Origin of the sequence: Corynebacterium zhongnanshanii, assembly GCF_014490575.1 — a bacterium.
GTDB lineage: Bacteria > Actinomycetota > Actinomycetes > Mycobacteriales > Mycobacteriaceae > Corynebacterium > Corynebacterium zhongnanshanii.
This window is the reverse complement of the sequence record NZ_CP061033.1, coordinates 1,201,149-1,221,712: the sequence shown is the minus strand read 5'-3', so window position 1 is coordinate 1,221,712 and position 20,564 is coordinate 1,201,149. Positions and strand designations below refer to the sequence as shown.

Sequence of the window (20,564 nt, the reverse complement as noted above, 5' to 3'; positions counted from 1 at the left end):
ACGCCAGTGCCCACTCAGGGTACAAATGTAGCTATGAGCAACCCATTCGTGATCGAAGTGTCCGACGTTCCTACCGGCCTGAGCGAACCTGTTGAGGCGACCGGTCCCTCGCCGGTTCGCTGGGGCGGAAACATGTTGGCGGTCGAGGAGAATACCCCGGTGGAGGTTCACGGCACGTTAAGCAACCTGGGTGAGGCCGTGCTCATTAACGCGCAGGTCCAGGCGGCCGCCGCCGGCACCTGCAGCCTGTGCCTTCAGGACATCCAGACCACCTTCGACTACACCATCAATGATGTCTTTGGCTTCACCGAAGACTTCATCAGTGGCGACGATGCAGACGACGAAGACGGCGAGCCGCTACTGGTCAAAGACGGCACGATCGATATCACGCAATTGGTCCTGGACGAGGCCGGCCTGAACGCGCCGTTTAGCCCCGTGTGTGAAGATTTCGGACAGCACTGCGTGGAGGAAACCCCCACGCCGGCCGGAACCGTGGATGGTGCCTTGGCCGTGGGCGGCGAATCGGCCCGACCGGAAGGCCTCGACGGTGAGGACGCCGACGAGGAACCCATCGATCCACGCTGGGCCGCGCTGAAGAAGTTCACCGTGGACGACCAAGAATCCAAGTAGGGAAGGATACAATCTGTGGCCCGCAAACGGCGCTTAACAGGGGAGCCCGCGCTGCACGCAGCGTATAACAAGACCGATCACGCCCCATTGCTTGAGGCGTGGGGCGTGAGCTTGAGCGATGATATCTTGCGCCTGGCGCTCACACACCGCTCCTTTGCCAACGAGAATGACAACCTCCCCAACAATGAGCGCCTGGAGTTTTTGGGCGATGCGGTGCTGGGCGTGTCCGTGGCCGAGCAACTGTATAAGCAATACCCACACAACACTGAGTCCGACATCTCCAAGATGCGTGCCTCCGTGGTGAACATGTACGCCCTGGCTTCCGTGGCCCGCGAGCTGGGCCTGGGTCAGTACATCCTGCTCGGCCGCGGCGAGCAGCGCACCGATGGCGCAGATAAGGACTCCATCCTTGCGGATACCGTGGAGGCCATCCTGGGTGCGATCTACCTGGAGCAGGGCTTCGAGGTCGCCCGCGCAACAATCCTGCGCATTTTCGCCAGCCGCATCGACGCGGCGGAGGTGAAGGGCCGCACCATGGACTGGAAGACCACCTTGACTGAAGAGCTGGCCGGTCGCCGGATTCAGGTCGAGCCCATCTTCACCATCACCGTGGAGGGGCCTGAGCACGATCAGACGTTCCACGCGGTGCTCAACCTCACGGGCCTGCTGCAATCCACGGGAACAGGGAAGACCAAGCGCGAAGCCGAACACAAGGCTGCGGCTGCGGCGGTGAAGCTGCTTCGTGATGGCGGAGAGTCATGACCAGCCGGCGTTTTAGCCAGGTCGACGTCTTCGGTCAGGATCCCGGCACGGGCAATCCCGTGGCCGTGGTGCTGGACGCCGAGGGGCTCGATGACGCCACCATGCGCCGATTCTCCGTCTGGTCCAACCTGTCTGAATGCACCTTTGTGCTGCCGCCCACCGATCCCGGCGCGGACTATCGCGTGCGCATTTTCAGCCTGAACAAGGAATTGCCCTTTGCCGGGCACCCCACGCTGGGAACCGCCCGGGCATGGCTGGAGGCAGGTGGTGCGCCCCGCACGCCGGGAACCATCATCCAGCAGTGCGAGGCAGGCCTGATCCCCATCACCATCGACGGGGACACGCTCGCCTTCCAAGCCCCTGAACGCTTGCGCACGGGCCCCGTGGATGCGGACCTGGTCGCGACCCTGAGCCAGATGTTGGGAATTGACCGCAGCTGCATCGTCGACGCCGAGTGGCTCGACAACGGCCCAGGCTGGGTGGGGCTCCTTCTGGATAGTGCGGAGACCGTGCTCTCCTTAAAGCCCGACGCCTCTCAGCACCCAGGCCGCTGGGACATCGGAGTGATCGGGGCGCACGCCGTGGCGTCGGAGGACAGTCAGGAGCCAGCGTGGGAGGTTCGTGCCTTCTTCACCGAAGGCACCGAGCCCCTGCGCGAGGATCCCGTGACCGGCAGCCTGAACGCCGCCGCCGCACAGTGGCTGCTGTCCACTGGGCGCGCCACGGCCCCCTATGTTGCCGCCCAGGGCACCGCGATCGGGCGTGCCGGGCGGGTGCACATCACGGCCGATGAGGATCAGTCTGAGATCTGGGTTGGCGGTCGCGCCACCAGCGTGATTCAGGGAACCATCACCTTGTAGACTGTTACGCGTGTATCTCAAATCCCTGACCCTCAAAGGCTTTAAGTCGTTCGCGCAGCCAACGACCCTCAAGCTCGAGCCAGGGATTTGCGCTGTGGTGGGACCCAACGGCTCTGGAAAATCCAACGTGGTGGACGCCCTGGCATGGGTGATGGGCGAGCACTCCGCCAAGACTCTGCGTGGCGGAAAGATGGAGGACGTGATCTTCGCCGGCGCGGGCGAGCGCAAGGCCTTGGGCCGAGCAGAAGTCACACTGACCATCGATAACTCGGATGGCCAACTGCCCATCGAGTATTCGGAAGTCTCCGTCACGCGCCGCATGTTCCGCGACGGCGCTTCAGAATACGAGATCAACGGGACCAAGTCCCGTCTGATGGACATTCAAGAGCTCCTGTCGGACACCGGTATCGGCCGCGAAATGCACGTGATCGTGGGTCAGGGACGGCTCGCCCAGATCCTGGAGTCCCGGCCGGAGGAACGACGCGCCTTCATTGAGGAGGCGGCCGGGGTGCTGAAACACCGGCGTCGAAAGGAAAAAGCGCAGAGGAAACTGGTGAACATGCAGGCGAACCTCGACCGCCTGCACGACCTCACCGACGAGCTGCACAAGCAGCTGGGGCCCCTGGCGCGGCAGGCGGAAGCGGCGAAGAAGGCCTCCACCGTCCAGGCCACCATCCGCACAGCCCGCGTGCAGCTGGCGGCGCACCAGGTGACGCAACTATCCGCGAGCCTCGAGGACACGACCCAGCGAGCCCAGCAACTCAACGAACAGCTGGAGGAGCTCCAGCAAACGGTCGAGGTGCACTCGGAAGAGCTGGCGATCACCGAGGAAGAGCTGCGCACCGCCCTGGAAGAAGCCGAAAGTGCCAAGAACCTGTGGTATCGCCTGTCGGCGGTCTCCGAAAAGAATGCCGCGACCGTGCGCATCGCCGCGGACAGGGCCGAATCCACGGCAGACGCGGTGTGGACCGGACCCGATCCCGACGAGATCCTGGCCCGGGCGGAGGCAGCAGAGCTCGAACAGCAGGCCCTGGACGAGGCCGTGGAGATGGCCCAGGAGAGCCTGGAGTCCATCAGGGAATCTGTCCTCGAGGCAGAAGATGCCGCCCGCGAGGCCGAACGGGAACACCTGGCCCAGGCCCGGGCCATCGCGGATCGCCGCGAAGGCGTGGTGCGCCTGCTCGCGCAGCACGAGGCAGCCACGGCCCGCGTGGACAACGCGCGCACCCAGCTGGAACGCGCCGCGGAGTCCGTTGAGCACTTCAAGGAGATGCTGGACTCCATGGACGACGAGCGCGCCCAGGCGCGCGATGCCGTGGAGGAGGCAAGCGGCGACTTTTCCGGGCTGGAAGAGGATACCGCACGCGCGGAGCGGGAAGCAGCCGGGGCCGAAGAGCGTTCCGAGGCGCTTCGGGCGCAGCAGCTGCAGCTGGAGAAGGACATCGCCCACGGACAGGCCACCCTTGCTGCGTGGCGGGAGCGGTTGCGCCCCTCTGACGGCGCCGCGGTGGCCGTGGAGGCGGCGGAGAAAGCAGGCGTATCGGCTCGGTCGATCGCGGATGCTGTCGCAGCTCAGTCGGGCTGGGGTGCGGCACTTGCGAGCGCCCTGGGCGCTGCCTCGGATGCGGGCGTGATCGCGCCGCTGGAGGACTCCATCGTCACCACGCTGGAAGATGCTAACGCCGGCCGCGCCGTCCTGATGGAACCCCGGGCAGATAAGAATACCTGGAGGCTGGACCTCACCCCGGCAGCAGGGCAGTGGCTGCTGGACCTCATCGACTGCCCTGAGGAGTTGCAGCACGCGCTCACCAGCGTGCTGGTGGACGTGGTCGCGGTGGAGTCCGGAGACGAGGCCCGGCGGGTCGTGGAGCAGGATTCCCGCCTGCGCGCCGTCACGCGTACCGGTACCCTCTACGGGTCCGGTTGGGTCGCCGCCGGCACAGGTGGGGCCTCCAACGCCGTGGAGATCGCGGAGAACATCGCCCAGCTGGAGGCGGAGGTGGAACGCACACGCTACACCCTGGACGACCTCCAAGGGCAGCTGCGCGGAGCCTTGGATGCGGCGAATGACCTGCGCACCACGGCGGCGTCGGCCAGGGCAAAGGTTCAGGAGCAACGGGCCGCACGCGTCGCCGTAGAGCAGCACTACGCGGCGGTGGAGAAGCAATACACGGCGGCGGAATCCCAATGGCAGCGTGCGGCGCAGCAACGCGACGCGGCGGAGCAGGCCTTGAACGCCGCCGAGGAGGAGTTGGCGGAGCTCAACGACCGCGTGTCCCGGGTGGAGGACGACGATCACCCCGAAGTTGCCTCCACCGCCGAGCGTGACGCGGCCGCTCAGGCGCTGACCCAGGTGCGTTCGATGGAGACCGAGGCACGGCTGGCGTTGCGCACCGCGGAGGAACGTGCGGAGGCCACGCGGGGCCGTGCCGATGCCCTCCGACGCCAAGCGCGCCACGAGCAACAGTCTCGCGAACAATTTGAACGTTCTCAGCAGCGAAAGGCCGCTGTGCGCGTGATGGCCCAGGCCGTGCACACGCAGGCTCGGCGCGTGGAGCAACGCATCGCCGCGGCACTGCTGAACGCGGAGGCGCAGCGCAGCACCACGGAGCAGACCCTGAAGCAATGGCAGGCTGCCCTGGCGCAGCAGAAGGATAAGCTCTCGGCGTTGCAAGCGCAGCTGGGCCGCGTAAACAATGCGGCGCACGAGGCGGAGCTCGCGCGCACGCAGGCTCAAGTGAAGCTGGAGCAGGCGCTGAACCACGCGATGGAGCAGCTGGCGATGAACGCCGAGCAGCTGCTGTCCGAACAATTACCGGACGATTTCGATGCCACCGAGACCCGCGCGGAGCTGAAAAAGGCAGAGAAGTCGCTCAATTCTCTGGGTAAGGTCAACCCTCTGGCCTTGGAGGAGTACAAGGCGCTGGAGGAGCGCTTCACGTTCCTGTCCCAACAGCTGGACGACGTGGAGCAGGCGCGCAAGGACCTGCAGGATGTGATTCAGGACGTGGATGACACGATCCTGCACCTGTTTACCGACGCGTGGAAGGACGTGGAGGCGGAGTTCCCGCGGGTGTTCCAGACGCTATTCCCGGGCGGCCAAGGGCGGCTGGTGCTCACGGAGCCCGATGACATGCTGACCACCGGCATTGAGGTGGAAGCGCGCCCGCCGGGCAAGAAGGTCAAGCGCCTGTCCCTGCTGTCCGGTGGAGAGAAGTCCCTCACCGCGTTGGCCATGCTGGTGGCTATCTTCCGCGCGCGGCCGTCCCCGTTCTATGTGATGGACGAGGTGGAAGCGGCGCTGGATGACGTGAACCTGCGACGACTGATCGCTCTGTTTGAAGAGCTGCGGAAGGATTCCCAGCTGATCGTCATCACGCACCAGAAACCCACGATGGATGTGGCCAATGTTCTGTACGGCGTGACGATGCGTGGCGATGGTGTGACGCGCGTTATTTCGCAGAGAATGTCCCGTTCGAATACCTAATGTATGGGGTGGGGCGTATAACTATCGTGTGATGAAAACTCGCTCTGGATTCTTCCCACGCTACATCGGCACCTCCATCTGGCTGTACGCGCTGCTGTCTTTGGGGATGACGATTTCGCGTGCGGTGGAAAGCCGCTTGGGCTACCTGGCGTACATCCTGGATCTGGCGTTTTTGCCCATGCCGGTGGACTCCATCGCCTGGTCGGTGATTCTTTTCCTCCTGGGGTTGGGGCTCTCCCGGGGTAAAAGGCTGGCGTGGTGCATAGCGATCGGCGGGTTGGCGCTGCTCAACGGCGCGAACATTGCAGTGATGCTCGCTGATGAGAACACGCGCATTGATCACCACTACTACGGTCCACTGTTCTATTTGGGCGTGGCTGTTCAAGCCTTCTTCCTTGTCCTGATGCTTCTTCGCCGTCATGACTTCGCGGTGAGGACGCGCGAGGGTGCAGTGGGCCGAGCCTTAAGCGTGTGGCTGGGGGGAGTTGTGGCCGTGTTCCTGATCGGCTCGCTGCTGGTCCACTACTGGCCGGGCACACTCAACGGGCACCACCGCTATGGGTGGGTGGCCAATCATGCGATGGCCTTTTCCATCGTTGATGGCGACCTGTTCCAGGGACACCCACCGCTGTGGGTGTCCCTGGTGATATCGCTGCTCTCCGCAATAGTTCTGATTGCCGCGATGGTTACGCTGGTGCGCTCCCAGCAAGGCGAGAACACGATGTCCGAGCAGGACGAGCAGGCCGTGCGGGCGCTCCTCGGGGCGTTCGGTGCCGAGGATTCTCTGGGCTACTTCGCCACGCGGCGCGATAAGTCCGTGATCTTCGCGCCCAATGGAGCGGCGGCCGTGACCTACCGCGTGGAAAACGGGGTGAGCCTGGCTAGTGCCGACCCCATCGGTGAATCCGCCCATTGGGATGCCGCGGTCCAGGCATGGCTGGAGCACTCCATGACCTATGGCTGGACTCCCGCGGTCATGGGCGCCAGCGAGCGGGGAGCGGCCGTCTATGAACGCCACGGGCTGCGCTCCCTGCACCTGGGCGATGAGGCCGTGGTGTACACGGATTCCTTCCGCCTCAAGACCCCGGTGATGAAGCCGGTGCGCCAGGCCATCTCCCATGCGGAGCGCTTCGGGGTGCAGCTGCGCTTCCGCCGCCACGGCGAGATTTCTGCCGACGAGTTCGCAGCCATTTCCCAGCGGGCGGACGCCTGGCGCGACACCTCTGACGAGCGCGGCTTTTCCATGGCCCTGTCCCGCCTGGGTGACGAGCAGGACGGCCGCTGCCTTCTGGTGGAAGCGCTGGTGGATTCTGAGCCGGTGGCCATGCTGTCCTTCGTCCCGTGGGGACCGTCGGGCCTGTCCCTGGACCTCATGCGCCGCGGCCCGCAGGCACCCAACGGAACCGTGGAGACCATGATTGCGGGAGTGTGCACCCACGAGGACCTCAAGGTCAGCCGAGTGTCACTCAACTTTGCGGTGTTCCGCGAGATCTTCGCCAGTGAGGACAGGGTAGCGGTGGGCGCCGTGACGCGCTGGACGCGTAAGACCCTCAGCATGCTCTCCAAGCGCTGGCAGATGGAGTCCTTGTATAAGTCGAACCAGAAATATCAACCGCTGTGGCTGCCGCGGTACCTGTGCTTCCCCGATTCACTATCCCTGGGAAAGGTAGGCATGGCGTCGGCACGGGCAGAGGGATTCATCCCGGATTGGACGGGGCGGGATACGGTGCACAACGCGGTGCGGTCCCAGCCCGAGGCACAGTGGGCGCTGCACTATGTCCGCGACGCCCAACGCACCACGCAACGCAGAGTCAGCGAGCAATCCCGGATTCGCCACGACAAGGCACAGCACCTGATGGAGCGGGGGATTCAGCCGTGGCCGGTGGCGGTGGCGCCGAGCATCACGTGCGCAGACGTGGCCACGGCCGAGGCTGGGCGCCAGGTGCGGGTATCCGGACGTGTCCTGAGGCGCCGTGATTTCGGCGGTGTGCTGTTCCTCGACATTCGCGACGCCCACGGCAGCGCACAAATCTTAAGCGAAGGCAGTGCTCGGCAGGAGTTCAAGGCCATTGATCTGGGGGACATCATTGCGGTGGACGGGACCATCGGGGCGAGTCGGAATGGCACGTCGTCGGTGATGGCGGAATCACTCACGGTGGAGGCAAAGTCCCTCCATCCGCCAGCCTCTCAGCAGGATGCCGTGGGCACCGTGGTGGCGAGGCTGACTGCCCGCAACGCCGTGACCACCGCGTTTCGGGAGGTCCTGCGCGACGGCGGGTTCATGGAAGTGGAAACACCGATTCTGCAACGGGTGCATGGAGGCGCCAACGCGCGGCCCTTCACCACGCATCTCAACGCCTATGACGTGGACCTGTACCTGCGCATCGCTCCGGAGCTGTATCTGAAACGGCTGATGGTGCAGGGCGCGGAGAAGATCTTTGAGTTGGGGCGCGTGTTTAGAAACGAAGGCGTGGACGCCTCCCACAATCCGGAGTTCACGTCCCTCGAGGTCTACGAGGCGCACGGTGATTACACCACGATGCGAGTCTTGGCAGAGCAACTGATTAAGGCCGCGGCCCGTCAGCTGCACGGCCAGGAGCTGGTGCATGCGCCCGATGGGACGCACGTGTCCATCGCGGAGCCGTGGCCGGTGAAAAGCGTGTGTGGCGCGATCAGCGAGGCGGTCAGCGAGGAATTGGGCACGAAGGTGGTGGTGGACCACACCACCCCGGTGGAGGAGCTACAGCAGCTGTGCGACCAGCTAAGCATCGACTATCGCGTGTCCTGGGATGAGGGACAGCTGATCGAGGAGCTCTACGAGACGTTCGTGGAGGCCCGGACCACGCTACCCACGTTCTACTGCGATTTCCCCACCTCGGTCTCGCCACTCACCCGGCAGCACCGCACCACTCCAGGGCTCACAGAACGGTGGGACCTGGTGGCCTGGGGCATGGAATTGGGCACTGGTTATTCGGAGCTCACTGACCCACTAGAGCAACGCCGCCGCCTGGAGGACCAGTCCCTCAAAGCCGCCGGTGGCGACCCCGAAGCCATGGAGGTGGATGAGGAGTTCCTCCACGCCCTGGAAATCGGCATGCCGCCCACCGGGGGGCTGGGGCTGGGCGTGGATCGGATCATCATGCTGCTCACGGGTACCCCAATCCGGGACGTGTTGGCCTTTACGTTGGCAGACCGCCACGGGAGATCACAAGGCTAAAACTGTGCTCGAGGGCCTGGCGCCACGCCTCGAAGTCGTGCCCGCCGTCCACGATGGTGAACGTGGTGTTCGCCCCGGCGCGTTGTGCAAGCTCGTTGAGTCTCTTCAGGTCCTCCGTCGGCTGATCGTCGTCCTTACCTGCCACGAAGTGGCCCACGAGGTCAGGGTGCGGGGAGCGCGTGAGGATGGACTCTGGGTTGCGCTCGTCGAAGAGCTCTTGGCTGCCGTCGAAGTATCGGCTGACAGTGGACTGGTGGCTGAGGCCGTCGTTGGGGGAGATTTCGCCCGAAAAGTCCAGGAATGTTCCGTAGGCCTCGGGCCGGTTGAGGATGGTTTGCAGCGCACAGGTGCCGCCGTAGGACATGCCGCCCAAGGTCCACGTGTGCTGATCGGGGGCCGCGTTGAACTGCTTCTTCAACCAGATGGGCACATCTTCGGCGACGAACGTGGTGATCTTCGCCTCGGGCGAGTCCGTGCACAGCGGATTGCCGAAGGTACTACCCGTAGTATCAATGGATGCGATGATGGGTGCTAGCCCGCCGTGCTGCCGTTGGTAGCGGTCGGCCAGCTCATCGGCGTGGCCGTTGGCGAACCATTGTTCGGGATCGCCGGGGGAACCGGGCATCAGCACCAGCACGGGCAGCTGTGGCCGGGGCTCACTAAACCACGCCGGTGGCAGGTAGACCACGGCGTCGCGAGAATTAAATCCCGACGCCGGCGCGGGCGGCTGATGGCGCACCAACACACCATGGTCTCGTAATCCGGAGCGGGGCGGCTTCCATGACGGGAGCGGGATGCTCTTTAAGGCGGCGGGAAGGTCGTCCACCGTGGCGGTCTCCAGGTCCGCCTTAGTTTCCAGTGCGTGGACGGTGGGGTAGAGCACGTAGGCCTGGTTCGCGAGAAGCAGGGTGCCGATGAGCGACAGTGCCAGGGGTGCCACGCCCAGAAGAGAACGCCAATGCATGAAGATGCTGGCAGCGAACGTGAGCAGGCAGCAACCGCACAGCGTGATGGCGAGGATGACGATGGGTTTGAGTTCGTCGAAGGTCATCTTCAGCACCAGCTCGATCGCCAGGACCACGGCCAGCGCGATGCCGATGCTGATGCCCCACGCGATGGCGATGGTTTTGAGGCGTTTGCCTGACGGGACGATGAGGGCGGTGCCGATCAGTCCGAGGATGATGCACACCCAGCTCACAATCGTGATGGGTGTGCTGACAAGCGATAAAGATCGCAGCGTATCCAGCATGGTACTCATCCTAGCGCCGTAAAGCCCTGTGTTCATTGCACATGAGCGCCAGTATTGAAGTACAACTGGTAGGTATGAACGTTACGTCGTGGATCATTGTTGGTGTTGTCGCGCTCCTGGTGATTGTGGGGCTGCTCATTCTGCTGGGCTTGAAGCGCAGCAAGGCGAAGCAGGTCTCCTTCCAGAAGAAGGATGAGCTGGAGCAGAAGAAGCCGTCCAGCGGTGACTACAAGGCCCAGGGTGGGTTTAACTTCACCTCGGGCGGCACTGAGGAGGCAACGTCCACTATCGGCGGTGTGACGGTGACGGATCCTGTGGGGGAGAAGGAGAAGGTCGCTGAGCCTCAGCTGGAGCCCGTTCAGCACCTGGATGATGAGGTGCTGGATGTTCCGGAGCGGCCCGTCGAGGCGCCGGAGCCAGAGCCTGCTCCAGAACCCGAGCCAGTAGTAGAGCCCCAGCCAGAACCAGAGCCAACCCCAGAACCAGAACCCGAACCAGCCCCAGAGCCAGACATCTCCGATGAGACCGTTGAGGTATCCGAGGACTCCACCCTGGTGGACGTCCCCGAAAAGACGGAGTCCGAAACCCGCGAGGAGATCGCCCCTGTCCAGGGCCGCCTGGGCAAGCTGCGCGGAAACCTCGCGAAATCACAGAACGTCATCGGCCGCGGCGTGCTGGGCATTCTGTCCGCGGGTGACTTGGATGAGGATGCCTGGGAGGAGATCGAGGACACTTTGATCATGGCGGACCTTGGCGCTGCAACCACCATGAAGGTGGTGGAGGACCTGCGCGAGCGCATCGCTGTGCAGGGCGTGTCCAGCGAGGAAGAGGCGCGCGCGATGCTGCGCGAGGTGCTTATTTCCGCCGGCAAGCCGGAGCTGGATCGTTCGATCAAGGCGATGCCGTACGAAGGCAAGCCAGCCGTGATCATGGTGGTGGGTGTGAACGGAACGGGTAAGACCACCACCACGGGCAAGCTCTCTCGCGTGTTGGTGGGCATGGGCAACAAGGTGCTGCTGGGTGCGGCGGATACGTTCCGCGCCGCCGCGGCTGACCAGCTGGAGACCTGGGGGCGCCGCGTCGGTGCCGATACCGTCCGAGGTAAGGAAGGTGCCGATCCTGCCTCCGTTGCCTTCGACGCCGTCGCGACCGGCATCGACCAAGGCGTGGATGTTGTTCTGGTGGATACCGCCGGGCGGTTGCACACCTCAGTTGGTCTGATGGACCAGCTGGGGAAGGTCAAGCGCGTGGTGGAGAAGAAGGCCAAGGTGGACGAGGTTCTGCTGGTGCTGGACGCCACGGTGGGCCAAAACGGTTTGGCGCAGGCCCGGATTTTCCGGGATGTGGTGGACATCTCCGGCGTGGTGCTGACCAAGCTGGATGGTACGGCCAAGGGCGGAATTGTGTTCCAGGTTCAGGAGGAGCTGGGCGTTCCCGTGAAGCTCGTGGGCCTGGGTGAGGGTGCCGATCATCTGGCGCCATTCGAGGTGGAAAGCTTCGTGGACGCGCTGCTGGGATAGCATCCTCACTGGTTACGTCCTCACACACTCACAACTTTCGACTCATGAAACCTGCTGTTAACAACAGCAGGTTTTCTTTTATCTGCATGAAACATTCGCGCACCATGATCGGAAACATTGACGGTGTTTACTTCACTTCGTACACCATGAGTGATGTTTTGACGTAAAGGACGAGAGTATGACTCCCGAACAAATTTCACTGGCCAGTGGCAATAGCGCGTGGATGTTGGTCTCCGCGGCCCTGGTGCTTCTGATGACTCCGGCACTGGCCCTGTTTTATGGCGGCATGTCGCGCCAAAAGTCTGCGCTGAACATGATGATGATGGTCTTCGGATCCATGGGCGTGGTGGGCGTGCTCTACATGCTGTGGGGATGGTCCATGTCCTACGGAACCCAGTCCATCGCCGGAATCTTTTCCAACCCACTGGAGTTTTTCGGCCTCACCAACGCCATCGTTGATTCCGACGGTAAGTACGTTGTGGGAGCCAATGGCTACGCGAACGTGATTGATATTGCATTTCAGGTGACGTTCGCCATGATTACCGTGGCGATTATCGCCGGATCCCTGGCCAATCGCGTGAAGTTCCGCACCTGGATGGTGTTCGTCGCCATCTGGATCACCGCGTCCTATTTCCCCATGGCGCACATGGTGTGGGGCGGCGGCTGGCTCGGTGACGGCGAGCGCTCTGTGGCAGCATTGCTGTTCGGAACCCACGAGGAAAGCGGCGAGCTCGTCGCGAACATTCAGCCGATCGACTTCGCCGGTGGCACCGTGGTGCACATTAACGCCGGTGTTGCTGGCCTGGTTCTGGCCATCATCATTGGCCGCTCGATGGGCTTCATGGAAACCAAGGAACGCCCCCACAACCTGCCGCTGGTGATGTTGGGTGCAGCGCTGCTGTGGTTTGGTTGGTTCGGCTTCAACGCCGGCTCCGCATTCGCCGCAGATGGCATGGCGGGACTGGCATGGGTGAACACCACGGCGTCGACCTGTGCGGCGATGTTGGGCTGGCTGGCGGTCGAGCGCATCCGGGATAAGCACGTGACATCGCTGGGCGCGGCGTCGGGTGTGGTGGCAGGTCTGGTGACGATCACGCCGGCAGCAGGAGACATGACCCCGCTGACGTCCATCATCATCGGCTTCATCGGCGGCATGCTCGCCGCGGTGGGCGTGGGCATGAAGTACGTCTTCAAGTTCGACGACTCCCTGGACGTGGTGGGACTGCACCTGGTTGCTGGAGTATGGGGCACCATCGCCTGCGGCCTCTTCGCGACCGATACCGGACTGTTCACCGGAGGTGGCGTAGAAGGCGCGAAGCTGCTCGTGGTGCAGATCCTCATCACAGTCATCGCCGCCGTCTACTGCGCTGTGGTCACCACAGTGATCGCGTTGATCCTGAAGAAGACCCTGGGCTGGCGCATTAGCAGCGACGAAGAGAGCGTGGGAATCGACACCTCTCACCACGGTGAAGAGGCCTACAACTACGAGTTCCAGGACTCTTCAGTGAAGCTTTAGGTTTACTATCTCCCTCGCTGTTACAGTGGGGGAGATTACTTATTGTTCACCATCGTTGTAGGGAGACGCGTTCAACCGTGTTTGAGTCGCTTTCAGATCGCCTGTCAGGTGCCCTCAAGGGGCTTCGTGGCAAGGGTAAGTTGACCGAGGAAGACATCAACACCACAGCCCGGGAGATTCGCCTGGCGCTGCTGGAAGCCGATGTGTCCCTTCCCGTGGTGCGCGCGTTTATCCAGCGAGTGAAGGAGCGTGCCAACGGCGCGGCGGTGTCCGAGGCGCTGAACCCAGCGCAGCAGGTCATCAAGATTGTGAACGAGGAACTCCAACAGATCCTGGGTGGGGAGACCCGGCGCCTGCACTTGGCGAAGCACCCGCCCACAGTGATTATGCTCGCCGGTCTGCAGGGTGCCGGTAAGACCACGCTGGCCGGAAAGCTAGCGAAGCACCTGTCGAAGCAGGGGCACACGCCGATGCTGGTGGCGTGTGACCTTCAACGTCCGGGTGCGGTTCAGCAGCTGCAGATCGTGGGTGAGCGCGCCGGCGTGGCCGTGTTCGCCCCGGACCCAGGCACTAGCCTGGAGTCCCACGACCACGAAATGGGCACGTCCCATGGTGATCCGGTCGAGGTGGCTCAGCAGGGTATTGAAGAGGCCTACCGAACCAAGCATGACATCGTCATTATCGATACCGCGGGCCGCCTGGGTATCGACCAGGAGCTGATGACGCAGGCCCGCAACATCCGCGATGCCGTGGAGCCCGACGAAGTGCTGTTCGTGATCGACTCTATGATCGGTCAGGATGCCGTCACCACCGCCGAGGCATTCCGCGATGGCGTGGACTTCACCGGTGTGGTCCTGACGAAATTGGATGGCGACGCCCGCGGTGGTGCTGCTCTGTCGATCCGTGAGGTCACCGGCAAACCCATTATGTTCGCCTCCACGGGTGAGAAACTGGAAGACTTCGATGTGTTCCACCCGGACCGCATGGCCAATCGTATTTTGGGCATGGGTGATGTGCTGACCCTGATCGAGCAGGCTGAGCAGGTTCTGGATCAGAAGAAGGCCGAGGATTCTGCCGCCCGGATGATGTCCGGCGAGCTCACGCTGGAGGACTTCCTGGATCAGATGATGATGATCCGCAAGATGGGGCCGTTGGGCAACATCCTGAAGATGCTCCCGGGTGGCTCGCAGATGTCCAAGATGGCGGACATGGTCGACGAGAAGCAGCTGGACCGCATCCAGGCCATCATTCGAGGCATGACCCCTGCGGAGCGTCAGGATCCGAAGATCTTGAACGCGTCTCGCCGCAAGCGCATCGCCAATGGTTCCGGTGTGTCTGTGTCCGAGGTCAACCAGCTGGTGGACCGCTTCTTCGAGGCGAAGAAGATGATGGGCAAGGCCATGAACCAGTTCGGCATGGGCGGTGGAATGTCCGCCACGAAGAAGCAGAAGAATCACCGCAAGGGCAAGAAGGGGAAGAAGGGTAAGAACGCCCGCAACAACCGTCGCGCTCAAAACCCGCAGATGCCAGGCATGGGTGGAATGCCGGGAATGCCGGGCATGGGCGGGGGAATGCCGTCGATGAAGGACCTGAAGAAGATGCAGGAGGAGCTGCCCCCAGGGTTCGACAACATCGACCTGTCCAAGCTGAACTTCCCGAAGAAGTAGGACGCGCCGGTGCCACCGGCTTGGAAAAACGGGCATCTGCTACTAGTATATTTCGAGTTGTCTGTGTAACACCGTCCTCGACCACGGTCGACCGGTGGTCACGCGCAGCATAAACATCAAGGGCTGAACCGGCCCGCCACACTCAGGTGGCGGGTGACTGAACTGCCCAGTGACCACGACTGAAGGAGCCAATCATGGCAGTAAAAATCAAGCTGCAGCGCTTGGGTAAGATCCGCAACCCTGAATACCGCGTTGTTGTTGCTGACGCACGCACCAAGCGTTCCGGTAAGGTTATCGAGAACATCGGTATCTACCACCCAACCCAGGAACCTTCCCTGATCCGCATCGACTCCGAGCGTGCACAGTACTGGCTGGGCGTTGGCGCGCAGCCAACCGAGCCTGTTCTGGCTCTGCTGAAGGTGACCGGCGACTGGCAGAAGTACAAGGGCCTGCCAGGTGCAGAGGGAACCCTGAAGGTTGCCGAGGAGAAGCGTTCCAAGCTGGACATCTTCAACGAGGCTCTGGCTGAGGCTGCTGAAGGCCCAACCGCTGAGGCCATCACCCAGAAGAAGCGCAAGGCTAAGGAAGAGGCAGAGGCTAAGGCTGCTGCTGAGGCCGCCGCTGCGGAAGAGGCTGCTGCGAAGGAAGCTGAGTCCGAGGCTGCAGACGCAGACGCTGAAGAGGCTGCAACCGAGGAATAATCCTTCCTCATTCTTGTGAGAGCAAACCGACCTTCGGGTCGGTTTTCTTGTATGTTCTTATATTTTTTTGTCTCTAAGGGGTAGCGCTGCCTATAGGCAATCTGGAAAGATATGAAGAGTCTTGTTTACCCTCTTAAAGGAGATGCGCATGAGCGTAGAAGCAACTGTCCAGAAGTATTACCAGAAAGTTCTGCAGCGAAACCCTGGGGAACCTGAATTCCACCAAGCTGTACACGAGGTATTGGACAGTCTGCGTTATGTCTTGGCTAAGGACCCGTTCTATGCAGAGCAGGGTCTGTTGGACCGCATGACAGAACCAGAGCGTCAGATCATCTTCCGGGTGCCGTGGGTTGATGACGCAGGAAACGTTCAGGTCAACCGCGGTTTCCGCGTTCAGTTCAACTCCGCCCTGGGCCCCTACAAGGGCGGACTGCGTTTCCACCCGTCCGTGAACCTCGGCATCATCAAGTTCCTCGGCTTCGAGCAGATCTTTAAGAACTCCCTCACCGGCCTGCCCATCGGCGGCGGTAAGGGTGGATCTGACTTCGACCCGAAGGGTAAGTCCGACCGCGAGATCATGGCATTCTGCCAGTCCTTCATGACCGAGCTGCACCGCCACATTGGTGAGTACCGCGATGTCCCTGCCGGCGACATCGGAGTGGGCGGCCGCGAGATCGGCTTCCTCTTCGGACAGTACCGCCGCATGGCCAACCAGCACGAGTCCGGTGTACTCACCGGTAAGGGCCTGACCTGGGGCGGATCCCTGGTGCGCACCGAGGCCACTGGCTACGGCACCGTGTACTTCACCCAGGAGATGATGAAGGAGCACAAGGAGCGCCTGGACGGCGCCCGCGTGGTGGTCTCCGGCTCCGGAAACGTGGCCGTCTACGCCATCCAGAAGGCTCAGGAACTGGGCGCTACTGTGGTGGCATTCTCTGATTCCTCCGGATACGTTCACACCCCAGATGGTGTAGACGTTGCCCTGCTGAAGGAAGTGAAGGAAGTCAAGCGCGAGCGTGTCTCCGACTATGCACGTCAGGTTGACGGCGCAACCTTCCACGAGAACGGAAATATCTGGGAGGTGGAGTGCGACGTTGCTCTCCCATGTGCGACCCAGAATGAGCTGGACGGCGAGTCCGCCCGCACTCTGGCAGACAACGGCTGCAAGTACGTGGCCGAGGGCGCGAACATGCCTTCCACCGCAGAGGCCATCGAGGTGTTCCGCAAGCGCAACATCAGGTTCGCCCCAGGCAAGGCAGCCAACGCCGGCGGTGTGTCCACCTCCGCGCTGGAGATGCAGCAGAACGCCTCCCGCGATTCCTGGAGCTTCGAGTACACCGACAAGCGCCTCCAGGGCATCATGCGTAACATCTTCCAGAACTGCTCCAACACCGCCGCGGAGTACGGTCAGGAAGGCGACTACATCATCGGCGCCAACATCGCCGGCTTCAAGAAGGTAGCTGACGCAATGCTGGCGCAGGGCATCATCTAAAGTAATCTGCATGGAATTGCAGATTGGTCGGGTGATTAAGCCTCACGGCGTCCGCGGCGAAGTGGTCGTGGACGCCACCACCGATATGCCGGAGGAACGGTTCGCCCCAGGCACCGTCCTCACCGGCAAGCAATCGGGGAAAGAAGTACAGCTGACAATCACATCTGTGCGCCCTCACCAGGGCCGCCTGCTGGTCTTCTTCGAGGAGATCCCCGACCGCACCGCCGCAGAATCCCTGCGGGGCTTGCGTTTCTTCGCACAGCCCATCGTCGATGAGGACGAGGAGGCCTTCTACGATCACCAACTGGAGGGCCTGCGTGTCCTCACCTGCGGTGCCGTGGACGAAGAGACCGCCTACGCCCGGGCGTACGAGGGCGCGCAGCCAGAGCCCATGGACATTGGGGAGATCACCGGTGTGCAGCACACTCCGGCGGGCCAGCTCCTGGAGGTCACCATCGACAAGGATGCGGACCTACCCACCGCCGGAGACGTGGTCTTGATCCCATTTCGCCATGCCATCGTTCCCATCGTGGACCTGGACAACGAGGCCTGCGTCATCACTCCTCCCGAGGGCCTGCTGGAGCTGCGATAGATGCGCATCGACGTTCTCACCATTTTCCCCGAGTACCTCGAACCCCTGCGCCACGCCCTGCTGGGCAAGGCGATTGAGCAGGGGCTCATCCAGGTAGGCGTGCACAACCTGCGGCAATGGACGACGGATGTCCATCAGTCCGTGGATTCCCGGCCCTGCGGGGGCGGGCCGGGCATGGTCATGAAGCCGCAGGTGTGGGGCCCCGCGCTGGACGATGTGGCGGCTGGCACCGGTCCGGCGGCCGACGCAGCCGATCTCACCACGAGCATGGAACATAAGAGGAATCTGTCGAATGCGGCACCGTCGGCGTCGGGGGTAAAGGATGCAGATAACGTTGCGGGTGATCATCGCCCCTTGTTGATTGTCCCGACGCCGGCCGGCGTTCCCTTCAGCCAAGACATGGCCGAGCGGTGGTCGCAGGAGCAGCACGTGGTGTTCGCCTGCGGGCGCTACGAGGGGATCGATCAGCGCGTGGTGGATGATGCCGCCCAGCGCTACCGCGTGGAAGAGGTCAGCATCGGCGATTATGTGCTGATCGGTGGGGAAGTGGCCGTGCTGGTGATGGCCGAGGCGATGGTGAGGCTGATCCCCGGGGTGCTGGGCAACCAGGCCAGCCACGAAGAGGATTCCTTCCAGGACGGCCTGCTGGAGGGCCCCAGCTATACGCGCCCGCGGAGCTGGCGAGGGCTGGAGGTTCCAGAAGTGCTGTTCAGCGGCAACCACGCAAAGATTGAGCAGTGGCGCCGTGAACAATCCTTGAAGCGCACGCGCGAGCGGCGCCCCGATCTGCTGGACCGGGTGGAGCTCAGCGCGCGCGACAGGGAGTATCTGGACGGCCTCGACCAGGTTTAGTGGTCCGCGCCCGGGATGGCGTGGACGTGGTCGCGGATCTCTTCGCCCTCTGCGTAGAGCGGCATATCCTTCTTGGCCTGGTAGAACGGCAGGTTGATGGGATCCAGCGGCTTGCGGCCGCGGATGAGGTCGGCGGCCTTCTCCGCCAGCATCATCACCGGCGCGTAGATATTACCGTTGGTGATGATCGGCATGACGGAGGCGTCCACCACGTAGAGGCCCTCGGTTCCATGGACCTGCATGGTCTCGGGATCCACTACGGCCATGTCATCGCTGGCCGGGCCCATCTTGGCGGTGCAGGAGGGGTGCAGTGCCGTCTCGCCGTCGTTGCGGACCCATTCCAGGATCTCCTCGTCGGTCTGGACGGAGGGCCCTGGGGAGAACTCGCGGGTTCCGTGCTCCGCCATGGCGTCCGTGGACATGAGCTCGCGGGCTTTGTGCACGGCCTCCACCCATTCGCGCCGGTCCTGTTCGGTGCGCAGGTAGTTGAACAGCATCTTTGGCTTCACGTGCGGATCTGCGGACTGGATACGCACCCAGCCCTTCGTGTCCGAGAACATGGGGCCCACGTGCCACTGGAAGCCGTGCTTCACCTTGGCTGGGGTGCCGTCGTAGCGCACCGCCATCGGCAGGAAGTGGAACATGAGGTTCGGGTAGTCCTCGTCCTCGTTGGACCGGACAAAGCCACCGGCTTCGAAGTGGGACGTAGCCACGGGGCCCTTTTTGGTCAGCAGCCACTTCAGGCCCATGAACGGCCAGCGCCACTTGTGCAGATAGGGCTGGGAGGAGTACTCGGTATCCACCTCGTACTGGATGTAGACCTCCAGGTGGTCTTGAAGGTTTTCGCCCACACCGGGAAGATCCTTCACAACCTCCACGCCGTGTTCCTCCAGCAGCTTGCGTGGACCCACGCCGGAGAGCTGCAGGAGCTGAGGGGTGTTGATCGCGCCGCCGCACAGGATCACCTTGTCAGCGGTGACGCGGTGCAGTGCGCCCTTCCATTCGTATTCCACGCCGGTGGCACGGGTGCCGTCGAAGAGGATCTTGGTGGTGAAGGCGCGCGTGCGCAGGTCCAGGTTCTTCCGGTCCTTGATGGGGTGGATGTAGGAACGGGCGGAGGAGGCGCGGCGACCGTGCTTGATGTTGCGGTCGAAGGGAGCGAAGCCCTCCTGGCGGTAGCCGTTGACATCGTTGGTCAGGTGGTAGCCGGCCTCTTGGATGGACTTAAACAGGGACTGGAACAGTGGGCTGGTGGCGGGGCCGCGGGACAGGTACAGCGGGCCGTTGTGGCCGCGGCGGGGGTCCTTGGCGTCGGCACCCTTGGCGGTTTCCATCTTGTTGAAGTAGGGCAGGCAGTGGGCGTAATCCCAGTTCTCCATGCCAGGTAGGGCGCCCCACTTTTCGTAGTCCATGGGGTTTCCGCGCTGGAAGATCATGCCGTTGATGGATCCAGATCCGCCGAGGACTTTACCGCGGGCGTGGGGAACGCGGCGGCCGTTCATCTCTGGTTCTGGTTCGGTTTCGTACTTCCAGTCGTAGTGTTTGTTGCCGATGGGGAAGGAGAAGCCGGAGGGCATGTGGATGAGCAGATCCCACAGGGAGTCCATGCGGCCGGCTTCTAGGACCATGACGCGCTGGTCGGGATCCTCGGTCATGCGATGGGCCAGGACAGAACCGGCTGAGCCGCCTCCGACGATCACAACATCGCGGTGGGTATCGTGCACAACCTCACCGGTTGTATCGTTCGTGGACTGAGAAATCAATTTTTTGAATAGTCCCATAAAGTATTATTCCTTCCGCTGGGGTGACGCAGGGATTGTATGGGTAAATGACATTCAGAAATAGTTAAAATCTGAACGTGATAAATCTAATCTGCGTGGCCGTTCTGACTCAGACAAGTATGCCAGAAAGTTTTCGGGCGTGCAGAAGGGCACGTCACCGCGTGCTGTATCGTTTCAGAAGTTGCCCTGATCTCCCCCTGTGACTTATATCACCATACATAATGCGGAGGGTTGGAAA

At 62.6% G+C, this 20,564-nt stretch carries 14 protein-coding genes; 12 read left to right on the top strand and 2 right to left on the bottom strand.

The genetic code is table 11. The features are described from left to right. Positions 1 to 33 precede the first annotated feature (33 nt). From IAU67_RS05515 to lysX, 5 genes are read left to right on the top strand one after another with little or no spacing between them, the layout of a single operon-like run. A complete protein-coding gene (locus IAU67_RS05515; protein WP_151841711.1) occupies positions 34 to 630 on the top strand; it encodes a YceD family protein in 597 nt (198 codons plus the stop codon). A gap of 15 nt (positions 631 to 645) precedes the next feature. Beyond that, complete coding sequence (gene rnc, locus IAU67_RS05510) at positions 646 to 1,392, top strand: ribonuclease III (RefSeq protein WP_151841710.1); 747 nt, start codon at positions 646 to 648, stop codon at positions 1,390 to 1,392. Next, positions 1,389 to 2,252 (top strand): PhzF family phenazine biosynthesis protein, encoded by an 864-nt coding sequence (locus tag IAU67_RS05505; RefSeq protein WP_151841709.1) that lies wholly within the window; start codon positions 1,389 to 1,391, stop codon positions 2,250 to 2,252. Before rnc ends, IAU67_RS05505 begins: the two co-directional genes overlap by 4 nt. A 10-nt stretch (positions 2,253 to 2,262) precedes the next feature. Beyond that, the gene (smc, locus tag IAU67_RS05500; protein ID WP_151841708.1) at positions 2,263 to 5,739 is read left to right on the top strand and encodes a chromosome segregation protein SMC; all 3,477 of its coding nucleotides are present in this window, start codon (positions 2,263 to 2,265) and stop codon (positions 5,737 to 5,739) included. 31 nt (positions 5,740 to 5,770) lie between these two features. Further along, entirely contained in the window at positions 5,771 to 8,956 is a 3,186-nt protein-coding gene (gene lysX, locus IAU67_RS05495; RefSeq protein WP_151841707.1) for a bifunctional lysylphosphatidylglycerol synthetase/lysine--tRNA ligase LysX, read from the top strand. Here lysX and IAU67_RS05490 read toward each other — a convergent pair. Continuing rightward, complete coding sequence (locus IAU67_RS05490; protein WP_187767862.1) at positions 8,919 to 10,205, bottom strand: alpha/beta hydrolase-fold protein; 1,287 nt, start codon at positions 10,203 to 10,205, stop codon at positions 8,919 to 8,921. The two genes, lysX and IAU67_RS05490, sit on opposite strands and share 38 nt — an antisense overlap. Positions 10,206 to 10,279: 74 nt before the next feature. On the opposite strand from IAU67_RS05490, the gene ftsY reads away from it, so the two are divergent. The 7 genes from ftsY (at position 10,280) to trmD (ending at position 18,545) form a co-directional block, all read left to right on the top strand. Next, a complete protein-coding gene (ftsY, locus tag IAU67_RS05485; RefSeq protein WP_151841705.1) occupies positions 10,280 to 11,725 on the top strand; it encodes a signal recognition particle-docking protein FtsY in 1,446 nt (481 codons plus the stop codon). A 178-nt stretch (positions 11,726 to 11,903) separates the two neighbouring features. Continuing rightward, on the top strand, positions 11,904 to 13,241 hold the full coding sequence (locus IAU67_RS05480; protein ID WP_151841704.1) for an ammonium transporter: 1,338 nt from the start codon (positions 11,904 to 11,906) through the stop codon (positions 13,239 to 13,241). Between the two features lie 77 nt (positions 13,242 to 13,318). Further along, on the top strand, positions 13,319 to 14,908 hold the full coding sequence (gene ffh / locus IAU67_RS05475; protein WP_151841703.1) for a signal recognition particle protein: 1,590 nt from the start codon (positions 13,319 to 13,321) through the stop codon (positions 14,906 to 14,908). 194 nt (positions 14,909 to 15,102) lie between these two features. Next, positions 15,103 to 15,609 (top strand): 30S ribosomal protein S16, encoded by a 507-nt coding sequence (rpsP, locus tag IAU67_RS05470; RefSeq protein ID WP_151841702.1) that lies wholly within the window; start codon positions 15,103 to 15,105, stop codon positions 15,607 to 15,609. Between the two features lie 148 nt (positions 15,610 to 15,757). Beyond that, positions 15,758 to 17,101 (top strand): NADP-specific glutamate dehydrogenase, encoded by a 1,344-nt coding sequence (gene gdhA, locus IAU67_RS05465; RefSeq protein WP_151841701.1) that lies wholly within the window; start codon positions 15,758 to 15,760, stop codon positions 17,099 to 17,101. A 10-nt stretch (positions 17,102 to 17,111) separates the two neighbouring features. After that, positions 17,112 to 17,693 carry a ribosome maturation factor RimM gene (rimM, locus tag IAU67_RS05460; RefSeq protein ID WP_151843456.1) on the top strand — a complete coding sequence of 194 codons (582 nt, stop codon included), beginning with the start codon at positions 17,112 to 17,114 and terminating at the stop codon, positions 17,691 to 17,693. Next, a complete protein-coding gene (trmD, locus tag IAU67_RS05455; protein WP_151843457.1) occupies positions 17,694 to 18,545 on the top strand; it encodes a tRNA (guanosine(37)-N1)-methyltransferase TrmD in 852 nt (283 codons plus the stop codon). On the opposite strand, the gene betA is transcribed toward trmD, so the two are convergent. Then, positions 18,542 to 20,326: a choline dehydrogenase gene (gene betA / locus IAU67_RS05450; protein ID WP_151841700.1), complete on the bottom strand. Its 1,785-nt coding sequence runs from the start codon at positions 20,324 to 20,326 to the stop codon at positions 18,542 to 18,544. The genes trmD and betA overlap by 4 nt on opposite strands. Positions 20,327 to 20,564 lie beyond the last annotated feature (238 nt).

Bases quoted from the DNA above. Each gene is read 5' to 3' on its own strand.
- IAU67_RS05480 (WP_151841704.1), top strand. From the start codon at position 11,904: ATGACTCCCGAACAAATTTCACTGGCCAGTGGCAATAGCGCGTGGATG.
- gdhA (WP_151841701.1), top strand. From the start codon at position 15,758: ATGAGCGTAGAAGCAACTGTCCAGAAGTATTACCAGAAAGTTCTGCAG.
- trmD (WP_151843457.1), top strand. From the start codon at position 17,694: ATGCGCATCGACGTTCTCACCATTTTCCCCGAGTACCTCGAACCCCTG.
- betA (WP_151841700.1), bottom strand. From the start codon at position 20,326: ATGGGACTATTCAAAAAATTGATTTCTCAGTCCACGAACGATACAACC.
- IAU67_RS05505 (WP_151841709.1), top strand. From the start codon at position 1,389: ATGACCAGCCGGCGTTTTAGCCAGGTCGACGTCTTCGGTCAGGATCCC.
- IAU67_RS05515 (WP_151841711.1), top strand. From the start codon at position 34: ATGAGCAACCCATTCGTGATCGAAGTGTCCGACGTTCCTACCGGCCTG.
- rpsP (WP_151841702.1), top strand. From the start codon at position 15,103: ATGGCAGTAAAAATCAAGCTGCAGCGCTTGGGTAAGATCCGCAACCCT.
- ftsY (WP_151841705.1), top strand. From the start codon at position 10,280: ATGAACGTTACGTCGTGGATCATTGTTGGTGTTGTCGCGCTCCTGGTG.
- lysX (WP_151841707.1), top strand. From the start codon at position 5,771: ATGAAAACTCGCTCTGGATTCTTCCCACGCTACATCGGCACCTCCATC.
- rimM (WP_151843456.1), top strand. From the start codon at position 17,112: ATGGAATTGCAGATTGGTCGGGTGATTAAGCCTCACGGCGTCCGCGGC.
- IAU67_RS05490 (WP_187767862.1), bottom strand. From the start codon at position 10,205: ATGCTGGATACGCTGCGATCTTTATCGCTTGTCAGCACACCCATCACG.